General features: G+C 71.2%; 13 protein-coding genes. 7 read left to right on the top strand and 6 right to left on the bottom strand.

Annotated features, from left to right (window positions below):
* Positions 1-64 precede the first annotated feature (64 nt).
* Together ACZ6IM_RS11590 and ACZ6IM_RS11585 are read right to left on the bottom strand one after the other, a co-directional pair.
* Entirely contained in the window at positions 65-967 is a 903-nt protein-coding gene (locus ACZ6IM_RS11590) for a tRNA (adenine-N1)-methyltransferase (protein WP_030190757.1), read from the bottom strand.
* A gap of 58 nt (positions 968-1025) precedes the next feature.
* Positions 1026-2672, bottom strand: coding sequence for a site-2 protease family protein (locus ACZ6IM_RS11585; protein WP_052837733.1), 1647 nt, complete (start codon positions 2670-2672; stop codon positions 1026-1028).
* A gap of 173 nt (positions 2673-2845) precedes the next feature.
* Here ACZ6IM_RS11585 and ACZ6IM_RS11580 point away from each other — a divergent pair, with 173 nt between their 5' ends.
* Both ACZ6IM_RS11580 and ACZ6IM_RS11575 read left to right on the top strand, forming a co-directional pair.
* A complete protein-coding gene (locus ACZ6IM_RS11580) occupies positions 2846-3856 on the top strand; it encodes a RecB family exonuclease (protein ID WP_052837732.1) in 1011 nt (336 codons plus the stop codon).
* A 16-nt stretch (positions 3857-3872) separates the two neighbouring features.
* Entirely contained in the window at positions 3873-4544 is a 672-nt protein-coding gene (locus ACZ6IM_RS11575; RefSeq protein ID WP_003977171.1) for a response regulator, read from the top strand.
* Positions 4545-4678: 134 nt separating this feature from the next.
* On the opposite strand, the gene ACZ6IM_RS11570 is transcribed toward ACZ6IM_RS11575, so the two are convergent.
* The 3 genes from ACZ6IM_RS11570 to metH form a co-directional block, all read right to left on the bottom strand.
* A complete protein-coding gene (locus ACZ6IM_RS11570) occupies positions 4679-6283 on the bottom strand; it encodes an ABC transporter substrate-binding protein (RefSeq protein ID WP_052837731.1) in 1605 nt (534 codons plus the stop codon).
* A gap of 444 nt (positions 6284-6727) precedes the next feature.
* Complete coding sequence (locus ACZ6IM_RS11565) at positions 6728-7429, bottom strand: HAD family hydrolase (protein ID WP_052837730.1); 702 nt, start codon at positions 7427-7429, stop codon at positions 6728-6730.
* Between the two features lie 127 nt (positions 7430-7556).
* Positions 7557-11069 carry a methionine synthase gene (gene metH, locus ACZ6IM_RS11560; protein ID WP_469556112.1) on the bottom strand — a complete coding sequence of 1171 codons (3513 nt, stop codon included), beginning with the start codon at positions 11067-11069 and terminating at the stop codon, positions 7557-7559.
* Positions 11070-11468: 399 nt separating this feature from the next.
* Here metH and ACZ6IM_RS11555 point away from each other — a divergent pair, with 399 nt between their 5' ends.
* The 5 genes from ACZ6IM_RS11555 (at position 11469) to parJ (ending at position 17762) form a co-directional block, all read left to right on the top strand.
* Positions 11469-12233: an IclR family transcriptional regulator gene (locus ACZ6IM_RS11555; RefSeq protein WP_052837728.1), complete on the top strand. Its 765-nt coding sequence runs from the start codon at positions 11469-11471 to the stop codon at positions 12231-12233.
* Between the two features lie 312 nt (positions 12234-12545).
* On the top strand, positions 12546-13340 hold the full coding sequence (locus ACZ6IM_RS11550) for an MIP/aquaporin family protein (protein ID WP_052837727.1): 795 nt from the start codon (positions 12546-12548) through the stop codon (positions 13338-13340).
* Positions 13341-13424: 84 nt separating this feature from the next.
* Positions 13425-14984: a glycerol kinase GlpK gene (gene glpK, locus ACZ6IM_RS11545; RefSeq protein WP_052837726.1), complete on the top strand. Its 1560-nt coding sequence runs from the start codon at positions 13425-13427 to the stop codon at positions 14982-14984.
* An 8-nt stretch (positions 14985-14992) separates the two neighbouring features.
* Positions 14993-16609, top strand: a complete 1617-nt coding sequence (locus tag ACZ6IM_RS11540) for a glycerol-3-phosphate dehydrogenase/oxidase (protein ID WP_052837725.1) — start codon at positions 14993-14995, stop codon at positions 16607-16609.
* Positions 16610-16760: 151 nt separating this feature from the next.
* Complete coding sequence (gene parJ / locus ACZ6IM_RS11535; protein WP_052837724.1) at positions 16761-17762, top strand: filament polymerization regulator ParJ; 1002 nt, start codon at positions 16761-16763, stop codon at positions 17760-17762.
* A gap of 69 nt (positions 17763-17831) precedes the next feature.
* Here the strand turns inward: parJ and mshC are convergent, their stop codons facing one another.
* Positions 17832-19061: a cysteine--1-D-myo-inosityl 2-amino-2-deoxy-alpha-D-glucopyranoside ligase gene (gene mshC / locus ACZ6IM_RS11530; RefSeq protein WP_052837723.1), complete on the bottom strand. Its 1230-nt coding sequence runs from the start codon at positions 19059-19061 to the stop codon at positions 17832-17834.
* Positions 19062-19073: the final 12 nt, after the last annotated feature.

Below are 19073 nucleotides of genomic sequence, written 5' to 3'. Positions count from 1 at the left end.
GCGGGCGGGTGGGCGCGGCCCCCCCCCCCCCCGCGTCTGTGCGTTGTACGCGGCACGGGCCGCCTCAGCGGCCGGAGCCTCCGCCGGCGTTGGGGCCGTCGTAGTCCTCGCCGTAGGCGCCCTTGGCGGGGCGGCGGCGGCGCATGGGCGGCTCGACGCCGTCGGCGAGACGGCGGGCGGTGAGCAGGAAGCCGGTGTGGCCGATCATCCGGTGGTCGGGGCGGACGGCGAGGCCCTCCACGTGCCAGTTGCGGATCATCGTCTCCCAGGAGGTCGGCTCGTTGAAGCAGCCGATCTCGCGGATGGACTCGACGGTCCGGGCGAGCTGGGTGGTGGTCGCGACGTAGCAGCACAGGATGCCGCCGGGCACGAGCGCCTTGGAGACGGCCTCCAGGCATTCCCACGGGGCGAGCATGTCGAGGATGACGCGGTCGACGTCGGCGTCGGACAGGTTGTCCTGGAGGTCGCCTACGGTGAGCTGCCAGGCGGGGTGCGGGCCGCCGAAGTAGCGCTGCACGTTCTGCTGGGCGATCTCGGCGAAGTCCTCGCGGCGCTCGTAGGAGTGCAGCATGCCCTGGTCGCCGATGGCGCGCAGCAGGAAGCTGCTGAGGGAGCCGGAGCCCACGCCGGCCTCCACGACGCGTGCGCCGGGGAAGATGTCGGCGAAGGCGAGGATCTGCCCCGCGTCCTTCGGGTAGACGACGGCTGCCCCGCGGGGCATGGACAGGACGTAGTCGGGGAGCAGGGGGCGCAGCGCGAGGTAGGCGACGTTCCCGGTGGTGCGGACGACGCTGCCCTCGGGAGCACCGATCAGTTCGTCGTGGGGGAAGGAACCCTTGTGGGTGTGGAAGTTCTTCCCGGCCTCGAGCGTGAACGTGTAGTGGCGGCCCTTGGGGTCGGTCAGCTGTACCTGGTCCCCGACCTTGAAGGGCCCGCGCCTGCGGGCGGCACCGGTCGGTTCGGACATGTGACCAGCCTACCGGTCCCGGGCGGGGCCGCCGACCACGGCCGTGGGCGTGCGGTGGTCAGGAGGGGCGGGCCATGGCCTTGACGAAGGCGCGCTCGACGTCGGCCGCGGACAGGACGCCGTAGATCTCGCCGGTCTCCTCGACGACCAGGTACTCGGTGGCCGGGTTGGCGCGCAGGGCGTCCAGGAGTTCCTCGCCGGACAGCTCGGCGGAGACGCGCATGCCGTCGGTCAGGTCCTGGGCGAGGGTGCTGACCGGTACCCAGGGGCGGCGGTGCTCGGGTACGCCGACGATGGCGGCCTCGCGGACCAGGGAGGCGGGGGCGCCCTCGCCGTCGACGACGACCAGGGCGCGGGCCCCGGAGGCGTTGGCGCGGCGCAGGGCCTCGGAGAGGGGGGTGTCGGCCTGGACGGGGACGGCACGCCGGGTGAGGGCGCGGGCGCGCAGCTCGGGGAGGTGTTCGCGCAGGCGGGCCATGCGGAGGCTGTTCCCGGCGCCGGTCCAGATGATCGCGGCGAGGATGGCGGCGAGCAGGGCGTCCATGACGGTGTCCATGCCGACGTCGTCCGCGGCGTCGCTGCCGAGTGACTGGGTGAGCAGCGGCAGGCCGATCAGTACGGCGATGGCGAGGGCGCGGCCGACCCAGGCGGCGGCGATCGTTCCGCTCATGGGCTTGCCGGTGAGCTTCCAGACGACGGCGCGGAGCATGCGTCCGCCGTCGAGGGGGAGGCCGGGCAGCAGGTTGAAGACGGCCACGATGAGGTTGGAGACCATCAGGCCGGCCAGCAGCACCCCGGCGACGCTGTCGGGCTCCACGGGCAGCAGGGCGGCGTAGAAGACGCCGGACAGGACGAGGGAGAGCAGGGGGCCGACGAAGGCCAGCACGAATTCGCGGCCGGGGGTCTCGGCTTCCTTCTCGATCTCGGAGACGCCGCCGAAGAACTGGAGCTGGATGCGGCGGACGGGGAGCTTGAAGCGGAGGGCGGCGACGGTGTGGGCGAGCTCGTGGACGAGGACGGAGGCGTAGAAGGCGACGGCGAAGAAGAGGGAGACGAGGTAGCGGGCGGCGCCCAGCTCGGGCAGGACGCGGTCGAGCTGGCCGCCGAACACCCAGGTGATCAGGATGGCGACCAGGAACCAGCTGGGGGCGACGTACACGGGCACGCCGAAGGGCCGGCCCATCAGCAGCCCGCCCCCGGGTTCCGGTCGGCGCTGCGGGGGTCGGCCCGGGCCGTCGGTGTGGGCCTCGGTGCGGTGGCGTGGGGCGTCGGCGCCGGTGTGGTGAGCGGCGTGCCGGGGGCCCGCGGCCGGTGCGGGGGGCTCGGTGGGTCCGGGGGGCTCGGCGGGTCCCGAGGCGTGCTCGCCGTCCGACGGCGGGTTCGGCCGGGCGCCCGTGTCGCCGGCGGCGCCGGTGTCCGGGTCCGGTGTCCCGGGCGGCGTGTCCGGTGCGGCCCGGACGGGCTCGTCGCGTGCGGCGGGGGTCTCGTCGGGGCCCGGTGTGGCGGGCGGCGGCGACTGCGGACCGGGCGTTTCCGGTTCCGGTGCTCCGGGGCCGGGCGCCTGGGGCCCCGTGGCCGTCGGGCCGGTGGGCTCCCCCGCTGCGGAGTCGGCGGGGTCGGCGGCCGGGGCCTTGGGATGTGCCTGGGGCTCGGCCGACTCGTCGTTGCCGGACCGCGGCTGCCCGCTCCCGCCGCTCACGTCCACGGTGTCCCCTCGTTCGAAGCGTCTCCCGCCCTGCCGGACGAGAGGGTCTCGTGTCGATGGTATGCGTCCGTCGCCGCCCGTTCCGCCCCGGCACCCCTGTGCTTCCCATCCGTCGCACAGGTCACGCCCGCGGGCTGGGTCGCTGTCAGTGCCCGGCCGTAAGGTCTGTGGACATGGAGACGAGTACCGAGGATGTCGCGGAGGACACCGGCGGGCCTGCCCGCCCGGCGGCGACAGGGGTGGACCGGGCGGACGCGGCGGTGGAGTCGGCGACCCCGGCTGCGGCGCCGGCGGCCGACCCGACGGCCGCGGCCCCCTCGCCCGCGCCCGTGTCGATACCGCCCACCTCGCTCTCGCCCTCCCGGGCCGGCGACTTCATGCAGTGTCCGCTCCTGTACCGGTTCCGGGTCATCGACCGGCTGCCGGAGAAGCCCAGCGAGGCGGCGACCAGGGGCACCCTGGTGCACGCGGTGCTGGAGCGGCTCTTCGACGCCCCGGCGGCCGAGCGCACGCCGCCGAGGGCGAAGGCGCTGGTCCCCGGCCAGTGGGACCGGCTGCGGGAGAGCAGGCCGGAGGTCGGTGAGCTGTTCGCGGACGATCCGCAGGGCGAGCGGCTGGCGCGGTGGCTCACCGAGGCGGAGCGGCTCGTCGAGCGCTGGTTCACCCTGGAGGACCCGAGTCGGCTGGAGCCCGCCGAGCGGGAGCTGTTCGTCGAGGCCGAGCTGGACTCGGGGCTGCGGCTGCGCGGCATCATCGACCGGGTCGACGTGGCGCCCACCGGCGAGGTGCGGATCGTCGACTACAAGACGGGCAAGGCGCCCCGGCCGCAGTACGCCGAAGGCGCGCTGTTCCAGATGAAGTTCTACGCGCTGGTGGTGTGGCGGCTGAAGAAGGTCGTCCCGCGGCGCCTCCAGCTGGTCTATCTGGGCAGCGGTGACGTGCTCACGTACGACCCGGTCCTGGCCGACCTGGAGCGGGTCGAGCGCAAGCTGCTGGCGCTGTGGGAGGCGATCCGGCTGGCGACCGAGACGGGTGACTGGCGGCCGCGTCCCACCAAGCTGTGCGGCTGGTGCGACCACCAGGCCCACTGTCCGGAGTTCGGCGGCACTCCCCCGCCCTACCCGCTGCCGGTGAGGGCGGCCGACTCCGGCGCCGTCGAGCAGGGCAGAATGGGGCCGGACTAGCGAGAAGGAGACTTACGTGGCCATCCGCGTCCTACTGGTCGACGACCAGCCGCTGCTGCGCACGGGCTTCCGGATGATTCTGGAGGCCGAGCAGGACCTCGCGGTCGTCGGCGAGGCCGGAGACGGCCTCCAGGCGCTCGACCAGGTGCGGGCGCTGCAGCCCGATGTGGTGCTGATGGACATCCGCATGCCGCGGATGGACGGAGTGGAGGCGACCCGGCAGATCACCGGGCCCGAGCGGGACGGCCCGGCGAAGGTGCTGGTGCTGACCACCTTCGACCTCGACGAGTACGTGGTCGAGGCGCTGAAGGCGGGGGCCAGCGGCTTCCTGCTCAAGGACGCCCCGGCCAATGAGCTGGTGCAGGCGATCCGCGTGGTGGCGAACGGCGAGGCGATGCTCGCGCCGAGCATCACCCGGCGCCTGCTCGACAAGTACGCCACGCACCTGCCCTCCGGGGACGAGCCGGTGCCGGACACCCTGCACACGCTCACGGACCGTGAGGTCGAGGTGCTGAAGCTGGTGGCCCGCGGGCTGTCCAACGCGGAGATCGCCGCGGACCTGTTCGTCAGCGAGACCACCGTCAAGACCCATGTGGGGCATGTGCTGACCAAGCTGGGCCTGCGGGACCGGGTGCAGGCCGCGGTGTACGCCTACGAGAGCGGTCTGGTGCGTCCCGGCGCTCAGTAGCCGCCGGCTGCCCGCGTGGCGGCTCGCTGCCCGCGGCACGTGCCGTGCACGACGCGAAGGGCGCCTTCCTCCGAGCGGGAGGAAGGCGCCCTTCGCGTTTGTCCGGTGCCGGCGTCAGCCGTCCGGGGTCGGCGTCAGCCGCTCACGCCCCGGCCCAGCTCCCAGAGCTGGAGCGAGGAGGAGGAGTTGAGAAGGTAGGCCGTGCCGGTGACGTCGTCGCGGGTGGCGACGTACTGCTTGCCCTGCCAGAGCGGGATCAGCGGGACGTCCTTGGCGGTGATGTCCTGGATCTCGGTGAGGGTGTCCACCGCGGAGAGCCGGTCGGCCTCGCCGCGGGAGGCGGGGATCAGGTTGTTGATGATCTCCGGGTTGGAGTACGGGATGTTGAGGGTGTTGCTCTTGTCGAGGAACGGCGCGATGAAGCTGTCCGCGTCCGGGAAGTCGGGGAACCAGCCCATGCCGAAGACGTCGTACTCGCGGTTCCGCTCCGCCTTGTGGAATTTCTCCCAGGGCGTGCCCTTGATGTCGACGTCGAACAGACCGCTGTCGTTGAGCTGCTTCTGGAGGTGCTCGAACTCCGGCTTGGTCGCGGCCCCGTAGTGGTCCGTCGTGTAGTCCAGCGTCAGCTTGACCGGCGTGGTGATGTCCGCGTCCTCCAGCAACGCCTTCGCCTTGGCGACACTGGGGTCGCCGTACTTGTTGAAGAACGAGTTGGAGTGGCCGGTGATGCCGGCCGGAACCATCGAGTAGAGCGGTTCAGCCTGGGATCCGTAGACCGCCGAGACGAGTTCGCTGCGGTTGATGACCTGGGCCATCGCCGTACGGACGGCCTTGTCCTTGACCGTCGAGGCGTCCGTGTTGAAGGCGAGGTAGCGGATCTCGAGACCGGCCACCTCGACCAGGTCGACGTCGCCGTCCGTGGCCTTGGACAGGCTCTGGATCTGTTCCGGTGTCATCGCGCGGGTCATCACGTCGATGTCGCCCTTGTCGATGGCGTCGCCCATGGCTTCGGCGTCGGCGAAGGACACGAGTTCGACCTTGTCGTTGTTCACCTTGAGACTCCCCTTGTAAGTGGGGTTCTTGGTGAACACGGCCTTGGTCATCTGGTCGCCCTTGACCTCGGCCTTCATCGTGTACGGGCCCGAGCCGGTCAGCTCGAAGCCGTCGCGCAGCTTGTCCTTCTCGTAGTCGTTCGGGTTGACGATGCCGGCGACCGGTGTCGACAGCTTGAACGGGAAGGTGGCGTCTGCGGTGTTGAGGTGGAAGATGACCTCGCGGTCGCCCTTCGTCTCGACGGTGTCGACCGTGGAGAGGATGGAGGCCACCTCCGTGTCGGCGTTGATCTTCCGGACACGCTCGATGGAGTACTTCACGTCCTCGGCGGTGACGGGGTCACCGTTGGCGAATTCCAGGCCGTCTCGCAGGGTGCACGCGTAGCGCTCGTTGCCGGTGTCGGTGAATCCGCACTGCTGGGCGGCCTCGGGCACGGGTTCGCCGTCACCGCGGGGCAGCACCATCAGCGTCTGCGAGGTCTGGCGCATGATGTTCCAGGCGCCGACGTCGTAGGCGTACGCCGGGTCGAAGGGCGCGGTGATCTCTTTCGAGACGTTGAACCCGTCCGTGGTGCCGACGGCGATCGCGTCCCCGTCGCCGCTGCCGCTGTCCGATCCGCCGCAGGCGGCGAGCACCGGCGCGAGCAGGCCGACGACGGCCGGCAGCACCAAAGTCTTGCGGTTCATGCTCGAGTTTCTCCAGAGCTGTCGGTCCGTGTATCCGGCATGCAGGGGTGTCGCGGCGGATCACGGGGGTAGTGGCCGATGTTCTCGCGACGAGATTAGTCCGCGCCCGCACGGGCGCTCGCAGCCACCGGAGTTGAGGGCTCATCACGGAGCGAAACCGGGTGTGGACACACCGAAAACCCGACAGGGGAAGGATTCGTGCAGGCTTTCACCAATCAGGACACAAGGGCCCCTCGACAACGTTCGCCAGGCCGGAAGCAGCACACGTCCGCACCCCTGTCGACCCTTGACAGCGTGGCGAACATCACAGTCTGACTTCGGTCGCTCCTGCCGGAATTCGGCCATCCGAAGCGGCGGAAATGGACCGTGAACATCCCCCGGCGTCGCGCCGGGCGGCCCTTCCCGGAATTGCCGCGCCGACGCCGTCCCACGCTTGGTGAACGCCTAGCGCATTTGTGTCATCAGACCGCGCAGAAATGCCAGGTCGACCTCTTCCAGGGAGGCGACCACCGTGCGCCGGGCGGCCGGGGTGATGGGTGCGACCGAGGGCACTGCCACGACGTGGCAGCCGGCGGACTCCGCGGCGGCGACACCGGTCGCGGTGTCCTCGACGACGGCGCACCGGGCCGGGTCCACGCCGAGTCCGGCCGCGGCCGCCAGGTACGGGTCGGGGTGGGGCTTGGTGCGCGGCACCTCGTCGCCCGCGACGGTGAGGGCGAAGTGCTGGGGGCCGAGCGACTTCAGGACGCGGTCGATGATGCGCCGGTGCGAGGCGGAGACCAGGGCCGTGGGGATCTCGTGCGCGGACAGCTCCGCGAGCAGCCGGGCGGCGCCGGGCATGAGCGGCAGGTCACGGCCGATGCGCTGCTCGAAGCCGTCGTTGAGCAGGACGCTGAGTTCGGCAAGGGTGATGTCGGCGCCGGTGGCCTCGATCAGGAAGCCCGCGCTGCGGGTCATGGGGCCGCCGACCACGACGTGGCGCCAGGAGTCGTCGAGGGTGTGGCCGAGGGAGGCGAAGACCTCCGTCTCGACGTCCCACCAGAAGCCCTCGGTGTCCACCAGGGTGCCGTCCATGTCGAGGAGCACGGCCTGGAGGGCGGAGCCTTCGGCCGTACGGGTTCCGAGCGCGGGGACCGTACTGGTCATCCACGTACCTCCTTGAGGGACGATCAGGCCGGCTCCCACGAAAGGAGCCGGCCTGCGGTGGACCGACCAGTGTACGTCGTGCGGGACGCGAACGCCTGGTGTGGCCGACGGGGCGGGTACGGAGCGCCTAGCGGGCGTTGAAGTACTTCGCCTCGGGGTGGTGGATGACGATGGCGTCGGTGGACTGCTCGGGGTGGAGCTGGAACTCCTCGGACAGGTGGACGCCGATGCGCTCCGGCTCGAGGAGCGCGGCGATCTTCGCGCGGTCCTCCAGGTCGGGGCAGGCGCCGTAGCCGAGGGAGAAGCGGGCGCCCCGGTACTTCAGGGCGAACATGTCCTCCATCTCGGCCGGGTCCTCCCCCGCGAAGCCGAGTTCCGAGCGCACGCGGGCGTGCCAGTACTCGGCGAGGGCCTCGGCGAGCTGTACGGACAGGCCGTGCAGTTCGAGGTAGTCGCGGTAGGCGTTGGCCTCGAACATCCGGGCGGTCTCCTCGCCGATGCGGGAGCCGACGGTGACGACCTGGAAGCCGACCACGTCGACCTCGCCGGACTCCTCAGGGCGGAAGAAGTCGGCCAGGCACAGGCGCCGGCCGCGGCGCTGGCGGGGGAAGGTGAAGCGGGTGCGTTCGTTGCCGTCGTCGTCGAGGACGATCAGGTCGTCGTCCTTGGAGACGCAGGGGAAGTAGCCGTAGACCACGGCCGCCTCCAGCAGGTTCTCCCTCTGGAGCCGGTCGAGCAGGCCGCGCAGCCGCGGCCGGCCCTCGGACTCGACCAGTTCCTCGTACGAGGGTCCCTCGCCGGTGCGGGCCTGCTTGAGGCCCCACTGGCCCTTGAAGAGGGCGCCCTCGTCGAGCCAGGAGGCGTACTCCTTGAGCTGGATGCCCTTGACGACGCGGGTGCCGCGGAAGGGGGGCTCGGGGACGGGGTTGTCGGTGGCGACGTCGGAGCGGACGTGCCCCTCTTCGGGGCGCTCGTCGATCTCCACGGTGGCGGCCCGCACCCGGCGCTGCCTCAGCTCGGGCAGCTTGGCGCCGGGCACTCCCCGCTTGATGCCGATCAGGGCGTCCATCAGGCGCAGGCCCTCGAAGGCGTCGCGGGCGTAGCGGACCTCGCCGTCGTAGATCTCGTGGAGGTCCTGTTCGACGTAGGCCCGGGTGAGGGCCGCGCCGCCGAGGATGACGGGGTAGTCGGCGGCCAGTCCCCGCTGGTTGAGCTCCTCCAGGTTCTCCTTCATGATCACCGTGGACTTGACCAGGAGGCCGGACATGCCGATGACGTCGGCCCGGTGCTCGTCGGCCGCCTCCAGGATCGCGGAGACCGGCTGCTTGATGCCGAGGTTGACGACGGTGTAGCCGTTGTTGGACAGGATGATGTCGACGAGGTTCTTGCCGATGTCGTGGACGTCGCCGCGGACGGTGGCCAGCACGATGGTGCCCTTGCCGTCGTCGTCGGTCTTCTCCATGTGCGGTTCCAGGTGGGCCACCGCGGTCTTCATGACCTCGGCGGACTGGAGCACGAACGGCAGCTGCATCTGGCCGGAGCCGAACAGTTCGCCGACGACCTTCATGCCGTCGAGCAGGGTCTCGTTGACGATGTCGAGCGCCGGACGCTCTTGGAGCGCCTCGTCCAGGTCCTGCTCCAGGCCGTTCTTCTCGCCGTCGATGATGCGGCGCTTGAGGCGCTCCTCCAGCGGGAGGGCGGCCAGTTCCTCGCTCTTGGAGGCCCTCAGCGACTTGGCGGTGGCGCCCTCGAAGAGGGCCATCAGCTTCTGCAGCGGGTCGTAGCCCTCGCGGCGGCGGTCGTAGATCAGGTCGAGGGCGGTGGTGACCTGCTCCTCGTCGAAGCGGGCGATCGGCAGGATCTTGCTCGCGTGCACGATCGCCGAGTCCAGGCCCGCCTTGACGCATTCGTCGAGGAAGACGGAGTTGAGCAGGATGCGGGCGGCCGGGTTGAGGCCGAAGGAGATGTTCGACAGGCCGAGCGTGGTCTGTACGTCCGGGTGACGCCTCTTGAGTTCCCGGATGCCCTCGATGGTGGCCAGGCCGTCCTTGCGGGACTCCTCCTGACCGGTGCAGATGGTGAAGGTCAGGCAGTCGACGAGGATGTCGGACTCGTGGATGCCCCAGTTGCCGGTGAGGTCGTCGATCAGCCGTTCGGCGATCTCGACCTTCTTCTCGGCGGTGCGGGCCTGCCCCTCCTCGTCGATGGTCAGCGCGATCAGCGCGGCGCCGTGCTCCCGGGCCAGCTTGGTGACGCGTGCGAAGCGGGACTCGGGGCCGGCGCCGTCCTCATAGTTGACGGAGTTGATCACCGCACGGCCGCCGAGCTTCTCCAGGCCGGCCTGGATGACGTCGACCTCGGTGGAGTCCAGCACGATGGGGAGCGTGGAGGCGGTGGCGAACCGGCCGGCCAGCTCCTCCATGTCGGCGACGCCGTCCCGGCCGACGTAGTCGACGCACAGGTCGAGCATGTGCGCGCCCTCGCGGATCTGGTCGCGGGCCATCTCGACGCAGTCGTCCCAGCGGCCGTCCAGCATGGCCTCGCGGAACTTCTTCGAACCGTTGGCGTTGGTGCGCTCACCGATGGCCAGGTAGGAGGTGTCCTGGCGGAAGGGCACGGTCTGGTAGAGCGAGGCGGCGCCGGGCTCGGGGCGCGGGTCGCGTGCGGTGGGGGCGGTGTCCCGGACCCGCTCGACGACCTGGCGCAGGTGCTCGGGGGTGGTGCCGCAGCAGCCGCCGACCAGGGACAGGCCGTACTCGCGGACGAAGGTCTCGTGTGCGTCGGCCAGCTCGGGGGCGGTCAGCGGGTAGTGGGCGCCGTCCTTGCCGAGGACGGGCAGACCGGCGTTGGGCATGCAGGTCAGCGGGATGCGGGAGTGGCGGGCGAGGTAGCGCAGGTGCTCGCTCATCTCGGCCGGTCCGGTGGCGCAGTTCAGGCCGATCATGTCGATGCCGAGCGGCTCCAGCGCGGTGAGCGCGGCGCCGATCTCCGAGCCGAGCAGCATGGTGCCGGTGGTCTCGACGGTGACGGACACGATGACCGGCAGGTCCAGGCCCAGGGCGTCCAGGGCGCGCCGGGCGCCGAGCACCGAGGCCTTGGTCTGGAGCAGGTCCTGCGTGGTCTCCACAAGCAGCGCGTCGGCGCCGCCGGCGACCAGTCCCTCGGCGTTGCGCTGGTAGGCGTCGCGCAGGACGGTGTACGGGGCGTGGCCGAGGGTGGGGAGCTTGGTGCCGGGGCCCATGGAGCCCAGCACCCAGCGCTGGCGGCCGTCCCGGGCGGCGAAGTCGTCGGCGACCTCGCGGGCGACGCGGGCGCCGGCCTCGGACAGCTCGTGGACGCGTTCGGGGATGTCGTACTCACCGAGGGCCGAGTGGTTGGCGCCGAAGGTGTTGGTCTCGACGCAGTCGACGCCGGCCGCGAAGTACTCCTCGTGCACGGAGCGGACGATGTCGGGCCGGGTCAGGTTCAGGACCTCGTTGCACCCCTCCAGCTGCTGGAAGTCGTCCAGCGTGGGGTTCTGTGCCTGGAGCATGGTGCCCATGGCGCCGTCGGCGACCACCACGCGGGTGGCGAGGGCCTCTCGGAGGGCGGACACGCGGGTGCGGGTGTCGGCGGGCGGGGTGGATGGCGACGAGGCCATGAAGGGGCTCCCTAGGATGCGACGGCTGTCGGCTTTGCGTCTGCCCGGTGCCGTCCGTCGTGGACGCCCCCGGGGACAACGCACGTCGCCAGGGTAGCCGGGACCGGGGGCGGATGGTCAGGGCGTCCACGAGACGGACGAGGATGGCGGGGCGAATACCCGCCGAACGGATGAGCCGCCCGTCCCGGAACGTCACCGCGACCGCGGTGGCCCGCGCGGTGCGCGGTCCGGTGCGCGGTCCCGGTGCGGGCCTCCGTGGTCACCGGGAGGTGGCCGAAGTGCAACAGTTGCCCGCCGACCATTAGCGGGAGGTCGACATCGACCGGTAGTGTTCGGCATTGCCGAACGACGTCAGCGACGGCGAGGTCGGCACTCGAAGGGGACGGAGGCAGTACGTCGATGGCACGGAACATCCAGTCGCTCGAGCGGGCGGCCGCGATGCTGCGCCTGCTCGCGGGCGGCGAGCGGCGGCTCGGCCTGTCGGACATCGCCTCGTCGCTGGGTCTGGCCAAAGGCACCGCGCACGGCATCCTGCGCACCCTCCAACAGGAGGGCTTCGTCGAACAGGACGACGCATCCGGGCGCTATCAGCTGGGCGCCGAGCTGCTGCGCCTGGGCACGACCTACCTGGACGTGCACGAGCTGCGCGCCCGCGCCCTGGTGTGGACGGACGACCTGGCCCGCTCCAGCGGCGAGAGCGTCCACCTGGGGGTCCTGCACCAGCGGGGCGTCCTGATCGTGCACCACGTCTTCCGGCCCGACGACAGCCGGCAGGTCCTGGAGATCGGGGCCATGCAGCCGCTGCACTCCACGGCCCTGGGCAAGGTGCTGTCGGCGTACGACCCGGTCGCGCACAGCGAGGCGCTGGAGGCCGACCGCAAGGCGTTCACGGACCGGACCGTCTGCGAGCCGGACAGCTTCGAGCACGTCCTGGACATCACCCGCGCGCGCGGGTACGCCGCCGACGTCGAGGAGACCTGGGAGGGCATCGCCTCCGTCGCCGCCCCCATCCACGACCGCCGGCGCATGCCGGTCGGCGCGGTCGGCGTCACCGGGGCCGTGGAACGGCTGTGCCGGGAGGGCGAGCTGCGGCCCGAGCTGGTCGCGGCGGTACGGGACTGCGCCCGCGCGGTGTCGCGGGACCTGGGCGCCGGGCGGTTCTAGGGCAGGATCGACACGGGCCGGGACACCGAGGGTGTTCCGGCCCTTCGTGTTTCCGCGGAACCGGCGTCGCCGCGGATCGATAGTCCCTGACGATCAATAACGATCGTGCTTTCGATAACACAGCTCTTGACGCACGCGTGACACCGAACGAGACTCGCGTCCATCGGTCGGCATTGTCGAACACCTACCGGCAATAAGCGTTAGAGTGTGACAGTGCCAAGGGCCGCCATCGCTCTCATACCGAGGGCGCCGGAACACCCGGAGGGACCCGGGGGTTCGGCTTCCCCTGGACGAAGGACAAAGGAGTCGCGGGTGTCCAGCTCCGACATCTTCATCGGCGAGACCATCGGTACCGCCCTGCTCATCCTGCTCGGCGGCGGCGTGTGTGCCGCCGTCACACTCAAGGCCTCCAAGGCACGCAACGCCGGCTGGCTCGCCATCGCCTTCGGGTGGGGCTTCGCCGTCATGACTGCGGCGTACATATCGGGTCCGCTCTCCGGAGCCCACCTCAACCCGGCCGTGACGGTCGGCATCGCGATCAAGGACGGCGACTGGAGCAACACGCCGACCTACTTCGCCGGCCAGCTCCTCGGCGCCATGATCGGCGCGGTCCTGGTCTGGATCGCCTACTACGGCCAGTTCCAGGCCCACCTCACCGACCGCGAGATCGTCGGCGGTCCCGGCGCGCAGGACCCGACGGCCAAGTCCGTCGAGGCGCAGGAGAAGGGCGCCGGCCCCGTGCTGGGCGTCTTCTCCACCGGCCCCGAGATCCGGAACACGCTCCAGAACCTCGCCACCGAGATCATCGGCACCTTCGTCCTGCTCCTCGCCATCCTCACCCAGGGCCTGAACGACGAGGGCAACGGCCTCGGCGTCCTGGGCGCCCTGATCACCGGGTTCGTGGTGGTCTCCATCGGTCTGTCGCTCGGCGGCCCGACCGGATACGCGATCAACCCGGTCCGCGACCTCGGCCCGCGCATCGTGCACGCCCTGCTGCCCCTGCCCAACAAGGGCGGCTCCGACTGGTCCTACGCCTGGATCCCGGTCGTCGGTCCGCTGATCGGCGGTGCGATCGCCGGAGGTGTCTACAACGTCGCGTTCGCCTGAGCGGCCCCCCGCTCGGCGATCATCGAGCCGCAGACCACGCGCCGTACGCACCGGCCACCCACCACGGAACCCCAGGAGCACACTGTGACCGACGCCCACAACGCCGGAATCGCCTCGCACGGCCACGGGCCGTTCATCGCCGCCATCGACCAGGGCACGACCTCCTCGCGCTGCATCGTCTTCGACCGCGACGGGCGCATCGTCTCCGTCGACCAGAAGGAGCACGAGCAGATCTTCCCGAAGCCGGGCTGGGTCGAGCACGACGCGACCGAGATCTGGACCAACGTCCAGGAGGTCGTCGCCGGAGCCGTCGAGAAGGCCGGCATCACCCGCGACGACATCAAGGCCATCGGCATCACCAACCAGCGCGAGACCACCCTCGTCTGGGACAAGAACACCGGTGAGCCCGTCCACAACGCCATCGTCTGGCAGGACACCCGCACCGACGCCCTGTGCAGGGAACTCGGCCGCAACGTCGGCCAGGACCGCTTCCGCCGCGAGACCGGCCTCCCCCTCGCGTCCTACTTCGCCGGTCCCAAGGCCCGCTGGCTGCTCGACAACGTCGACGGACTGCGCGAGCGCGCCGAGGCGGGCGACCTGCTCTTCGGCACCATGGACACCTGGGTCATCTGGAACCTCACCGGCGGCGTCAACGGCGGCAAGCACGTCACCGACGTCACCAACGCCTCCCGCACCATGCTGATGAACCTGCACACCATGGCGTGGGACGAGAAGATCGCCGAGTCGATCGGCGTGCCGATGCAGATGCTCCCGGAGATCCGCTCCTCCGCCGAGGTGTACGGCGAGATCACGGGCGGCCGCCTCGGCGAACTGCTCGGCGGCATCCCGGTCGCCTCCGCGCTCGGCGACCAGCAGGCGGCCCTGTTCGGCCAGACCTGTTTCTCCGAGGGCGAGACCAAGTCGACGTACGGCACCGGCACCTTCATGGTGATGAACACCGGTGACAAGCTCATCAACTCCTACTCGGGCCTGCTGACCACGGTCGGCTACAAGATCGGCGACCAGGACACGGTCTACGCCCTGGAGGGCTCGATCGCCGTCACCGGTTCGCTGGTCCAGTGGATGCGCGACCAGATGGGCCTGATCTCCACCGCCGCCGAGATCGAGACCCTGGCGATGCAGGTCGAGGACAACGGCGGCGCCTACTTCGTACCGGCCTTCTCCGGTCTGTTCGCCCCGTACTGGCGCTCCGACGCCCGCGGTGTGATCGCCGGCCTCACCCGCTACGTCACCAAGGCGCACCTCGCGCGTGCCGTCCTGGAGGCCACCGCCTGGCAGACCCGTGAGATCGCGGACGCCATGACGAAGGACTCCGGTGTGGAGCTGACCGCCCTCAAGGTCGACGGCGGCATGACCTCGAACAACCTGCTGATGCAGACCCTCGCCGACTTCGTGGACGCGCCCGTGGTGCGCCCGATGGTCGCCGAGACCACCTGCCTCGGCGCCGCCTACGCCGCCGGTCTCGCCGTCGGCTTCTGGAACAGCACCGACGACCTGCGCGCCAACTGGCGGCGGGCCGCCGAGTGGACCCCCCGCATGGACGCGGACACCCGCGACCGTGAGTACAAGAGCTGGCTCAAGGCCGTCGAGCGGACCATGGGCTGGCTCGAGGACGAGGAGTAAGAACCACCATGACCACCCAGTCCACCCTGCAGTCCGTGCCTGCCCTGGGGACGCACCCGGCCTCCGGCTCCAACCCGAGCCGGGCCGAGACCCGGGAACAGCTCTCCAAGGCGTCGTACGACCTTCTCGTGATCGGCGGCGGCATCCTGGGCATCTCCACCGCCTGGCACGCCGCGCAGTCCGGCCTCAGGGTGGCCGTGGTCGACGCCGGCGACTTCGCCGGCGCCACCTCCTCCGCCTCCTCCAAGCTGCTCCACGGCGGGCTGCGCTACCTGCAGACCGGCGCGGTGAAGCTGGTGGCGGAGAACCACTTCGAGCGCCGTGCGGTCTCCCGCCAGGTGGCCCCCCACCTGGCGAACCCGCTCACGTTCTACCTCCCCGTGTACAAGGGCGGGCCGCACGGCGCGGCGAAGCTCGGGGCAGGCGTCTTCGCGTACTCGGCGCTGTCCGCCTTCGGCGACGGCGTCGGCCACCTGCTCTCCCCGGCCAAGGCCGCGCAGGACGTGCCGGAGCTGCGCACCGACAACCTCAAGGCCGTGGCCGTGTACGGCGACGACCAGATGAACGACGCCCGCATGGCCCTGATGACGGTCCGCGCGGCGGTCGAGTCCGGCGCGGTCGTCCTCAACCACGCCGAGGTCACCGGACTGCGCTTCACCAACGGCCGGGTGACCGGCGCCGAGCTGAAGGACCGGCTGTCGGGCGACGAGTTCGGGGTGAACGCCCGCCTGGTGCTCAACGCCACCGGCCCCTGGGTCGACCACCTGCGCCGCATGGAGGACCCGGCCGCGGCGCCGTCGATCCGGCTCTCCAAGGGCGCGCACCTGGTGCTCAAGCGCACCGCGCCGTGGAAGGCGGCACTGGCCACCCCGATCGACAAGTACCGGATCACCTTCGCCCTCCCCTGGGAGGACATGCTGCTGCTCGGCACGACCGACGAGGAGTTCGAGGGCGACCCGGCGGACGTCGCGGTCAACGAGAAGGACATAGCCCAGATCCTCGACGAGGCCGCGTTCTCCATCCGCGACCAGCAGCTCGACCGGGACCTCATCACGTACTCCTTCGCGGGGCTGCGCGTGCTGCCGGGCGGTCCCGGCGACACCGCGAAGGCCAAGCGCGAGACGGTCGTCACCGAGGGCCGGGGCGGCATGCTGTCCGTCGCGGGCGGCAAGTGGACCACCTTCCGCCACATCGGCCGTACGGTGATGAAGAAGCTGGAGGCGCTGCCGGGCCACCCGCTGGGCGACGACTTCGAGCCGATCTCCTCGCTGCCGAAGAAGCTGCCGCTGCCCGGCGTCGCCAACCCGCGCGCGGTCGCCCACCGGCTGCTGGTGGACGGCTCGGCGCCCGGCCCGCGCATGGCGGCGGACACCGCCAGGCACCTGGCCACGCACTACGGCTCGCTCGCCTTCGACATCGCCCGGCTCGCGAACGAGAGCCCGGAGCTGGCCCAGCGCGTCCACCCGGACGCCCCCGAGATCTGGGCTCAGGTCGTGTGGGCCCGGGACAACGAGTGGGCCGAGACGGCGGACGACGTGCTGCGCCGCCGTACGACGCTGACGATCCGCGGTCTGGCCACGGACGACGTCCGCGCGCAGGTCCAGGACGTGCTCGACAAGAAGTAGGGCCGGCGTTCCGGCGCCGGACGGCGGGTGTCCGGACCCCGGGGACGGGGCAGTGATCCGTTCACTGCCCCGTGCAAGGGGGCTGCGGGCGGTCCCTCGGCACGCCGTAAGGTTGGGGGGTACGCGAGGGCACGTCGGAAGGAGGCGCTGGGTGATCGAGCTCGAGGGGGTTCCCGAGCTGGTCGACCCGGTCATGGTGGCCGCGTTCGAGGGCTGGAACGATGCCGGTGACGCCGCCTCCACCGCGGTCGCGCATCTCGACAGGGAGTGGAAGGGCGAGGTGTTCGCGGCGCTGGACGCCGAGGACTACTACGACTTCCAGGTCAACCGTCCCACGGTGTTCATGGAGGACGGCGTCCGCAAGATCACCTGGCCGACGACCAGGCTGTCGGTGGTCCGCGTCGGCGGCGACAAGCCGCGCGACCTCGTTCTCGTCCGGGGCATCGAACCGTCCATGCGCTGGCGTTCGTTCTGCAACGAGCTGCTCGGCTTCGCCCACGAGCTGGGTGTCGAGCTGGTGGTCGTCCTGGGCGCCCTGCTGGGCGACACCCCGCACACCCGTCCGGTGCCGATCAGTGGGACCACGTCGGACACCGACCTGGCGCGGCGCATGGACCTGGAGGAGACCAAGTACGAGGGGCCCACGGGCATCGTCGGCATTCTCCAGGAGGCGTGCACGCACGCGGGCGTGCCTGCCGTGTCGCTGTGGGCGGCGGTGCCGCACTACGTGTCGCAGCCGCCGAACCCGAAGGCCACGCTGGCCCTGCTGAACCGGCTGGAGGATCTGATCGGCGTGCGGGTCCCGCTGGGCGAGCTGCCCGAGGACGCGCGTGCCTGGCAGGTGGGCGTGGACCAGCTGGCCGCGGAGGACTCCGAGGTCGCGGAGTACGTGCAGTCGCTGGAGGAGGCCCGGGACACGGCGGAGCTGCCGGAGGCGTCGGGCGAGGCGATCGCGCGGGAGTTCGAGCGGTATCTGCGGCGGCGGGACGGATCGGGGCCGGGCGGGACCGGTGGTCCTGGTGGGCATGCCACGGCGGACGGCGGCGACGGGCCGGCCGGTACGCCGTTCCTGCGGGACAACCCGAGCGGCCGGAACCGGCCGCCGAAGCCGCCGAAGGCGAGCGGGGACGACGAGGAGTCGTCGGAGGACTGAGCAGAACTGAGCGGAATGGACCAGGGGCCGCTTCCCGGGAAGCGGCCCCTGGTCCATTCCGTGCGCCTTTTACAGCGCCACGCCCAGCAGCGCGTCCACCGCCCGGGAGACAACGCCCGGGGCGCCGATGTCCGTGCCGCCGGTTTCCTGCTGAAGGGCGGCCCAGCGGTCGACCGCGGCGAGGGCGGCCGGCGAGTCCAGGTCGTTCGCGAGGGCCTCGCGGATCTGCTCCACCAGGGCCTCCGCGGACGGGCCGTCGGGGCGGGAGACCGCGGCGCGCCAGCGCTCCAGCCGGGCGAGCGCGCCTTCCAGCACCTGGTCGGTCCACTCCCAGTCGGAGCGGTAGTGGTGGGCGAGCAGGGTGAGCCGGATGGCGGCCGGGTCGACGCCCTCGCGGCGCAGCTGCGACACGAAGACCAGGTTGCCCTTGGACTTGGACATCTTCTCGCCGTCGAGGCCGACCATGCCGGCGTGCACGTACGCCTTGGCCATGGGGAACTCGCCGGTGAGGGCCTGGGCGTGCGAGGCGCCCATCTCGTGGTGCGGGAAGGCGAGGTCGGAGCCGCCGCCCTGGACGTCGAAGCCCATGCCGAGGTGGTCGAGGGCGATGGCGACGCACTCGATGTGCCAGCCGGGCCGCCCGCGGCCGAGGGTGCCGCCGTCCCAGCTGGGCTCACCCTCCCGGGCGGCCATCCACAGCATCGGGTCGAGCGGGTTCTTCTTGCCGGGCCGGTCGGGGTCGCCGCCGCGCTCGGCGGAGAGCAGCCGCATCGCGGCGGCGTCGAGGTGGGAGACGCCGCCGAAGTGCGGGTCGGCCTCGACGGAGAAGTAGATGTCGCCCTCGAGCTCGTAGGCCGCGCCGGCGTCGCGCAGCCGCTCGACGAGCGGGACGATGCCGGGTATGGCCTCGACGGCGCCTATGTAGTGCCGCGGCGGGAGCATCCGCAGCGCCGTCATGTCCTCGCGGAAGAGGGCGGTCTCCTGCTCGGCGAGGGCGGTCCAGTCGACCCCGTCGCGCACGGCCCGCTCCAGGAGCGGGTCGTCCACGTCGGTGACGTTCTGGACGTAGTGGACCTGCCGCTTGGTGTCGAGCCACACGCGCTGCACGAGGTCGAACGCGTTGTAGGTCGCCGCGTGCCCCATGTGGGTGGCGTCGTACGGCGTGATGCCGCAGACGTAGATACGGGCGACGGGACCGGGGTCGAGGGTGACGAGGCCGCCGGTCGCGGTGTCGTGGATCCTCAGGTCGCGGCCCTGACCAGGCAGGGCGGGGACCTCGGAAGCGGGCCAGGCATGCATGTCATGAGCCTA

The organism is Streptomyces sp. NPDC042336 (genome assembly GCF_055581985.1).
The sequence above is the reverse complement of the archived record's forward strand: the minus strand, read 5'-3'. Positions and strand labels throughout refer to the sequence as shown.

Coding starts and splice junctions, on each gene's coding strand:
- ACZ6IM_RS11570 (WP_052837731.1), bottom strand. CDS start 6,283: ATGAACCGCAAGACTTTGGTGCTGCCGGCCGTCGTCGGCCTGCTCGCG.
- ACZ6IM_RS11565 (WP_052837730.1), bottom strand. CDS start 7,429: ATGACCAGTACGGTCCCCGCGCTCGGAACCCGTACGGCCGAAGGCTCC.
- ACZ6IM_RS11580 (WP_052837732.1), top strand. CDS start 2,846: ATGGAGACGAGTACCGAGGATGTCGCGGAGGACACCGGCGGGCCTGCC.
- ACZ6IM_RS11555 (WP_052837728.1), top strand. CDS start 11,469: ATGGCACGGAACATCCAGTCGCTCGAGCGGGCGGCCGCGATGCTGCGC.
- mshC (WP_052837723.1), bottom strand. CDS start 19,061: ATGCATGCCTGGCCCGCTTCCGAGGTCCCCGCCCTGCCTGGTCAGGGC.
- ACZ6IM_RS11540 (WP_052837725.1), top strand. CDS start 14,993: ATGACCACCCAGTCCACCCTGCAGTCCGTGCCTGCCCTGGGGACGCAC.
- ACZ6IM_RS11590 (WP_030190757.1), bottom strand. CDS start 967: ATGTCCGAACCGACCGGTGCCGCCCGCAGGCGCGGGCCCTTCAAGGTC.
- metH (WP_469556112.1), bottom strand. CDS start 11,069: ATGGCCTCGTCGCCATCCACCCCGCCCGCCGACACCCGCACCCGCGTG.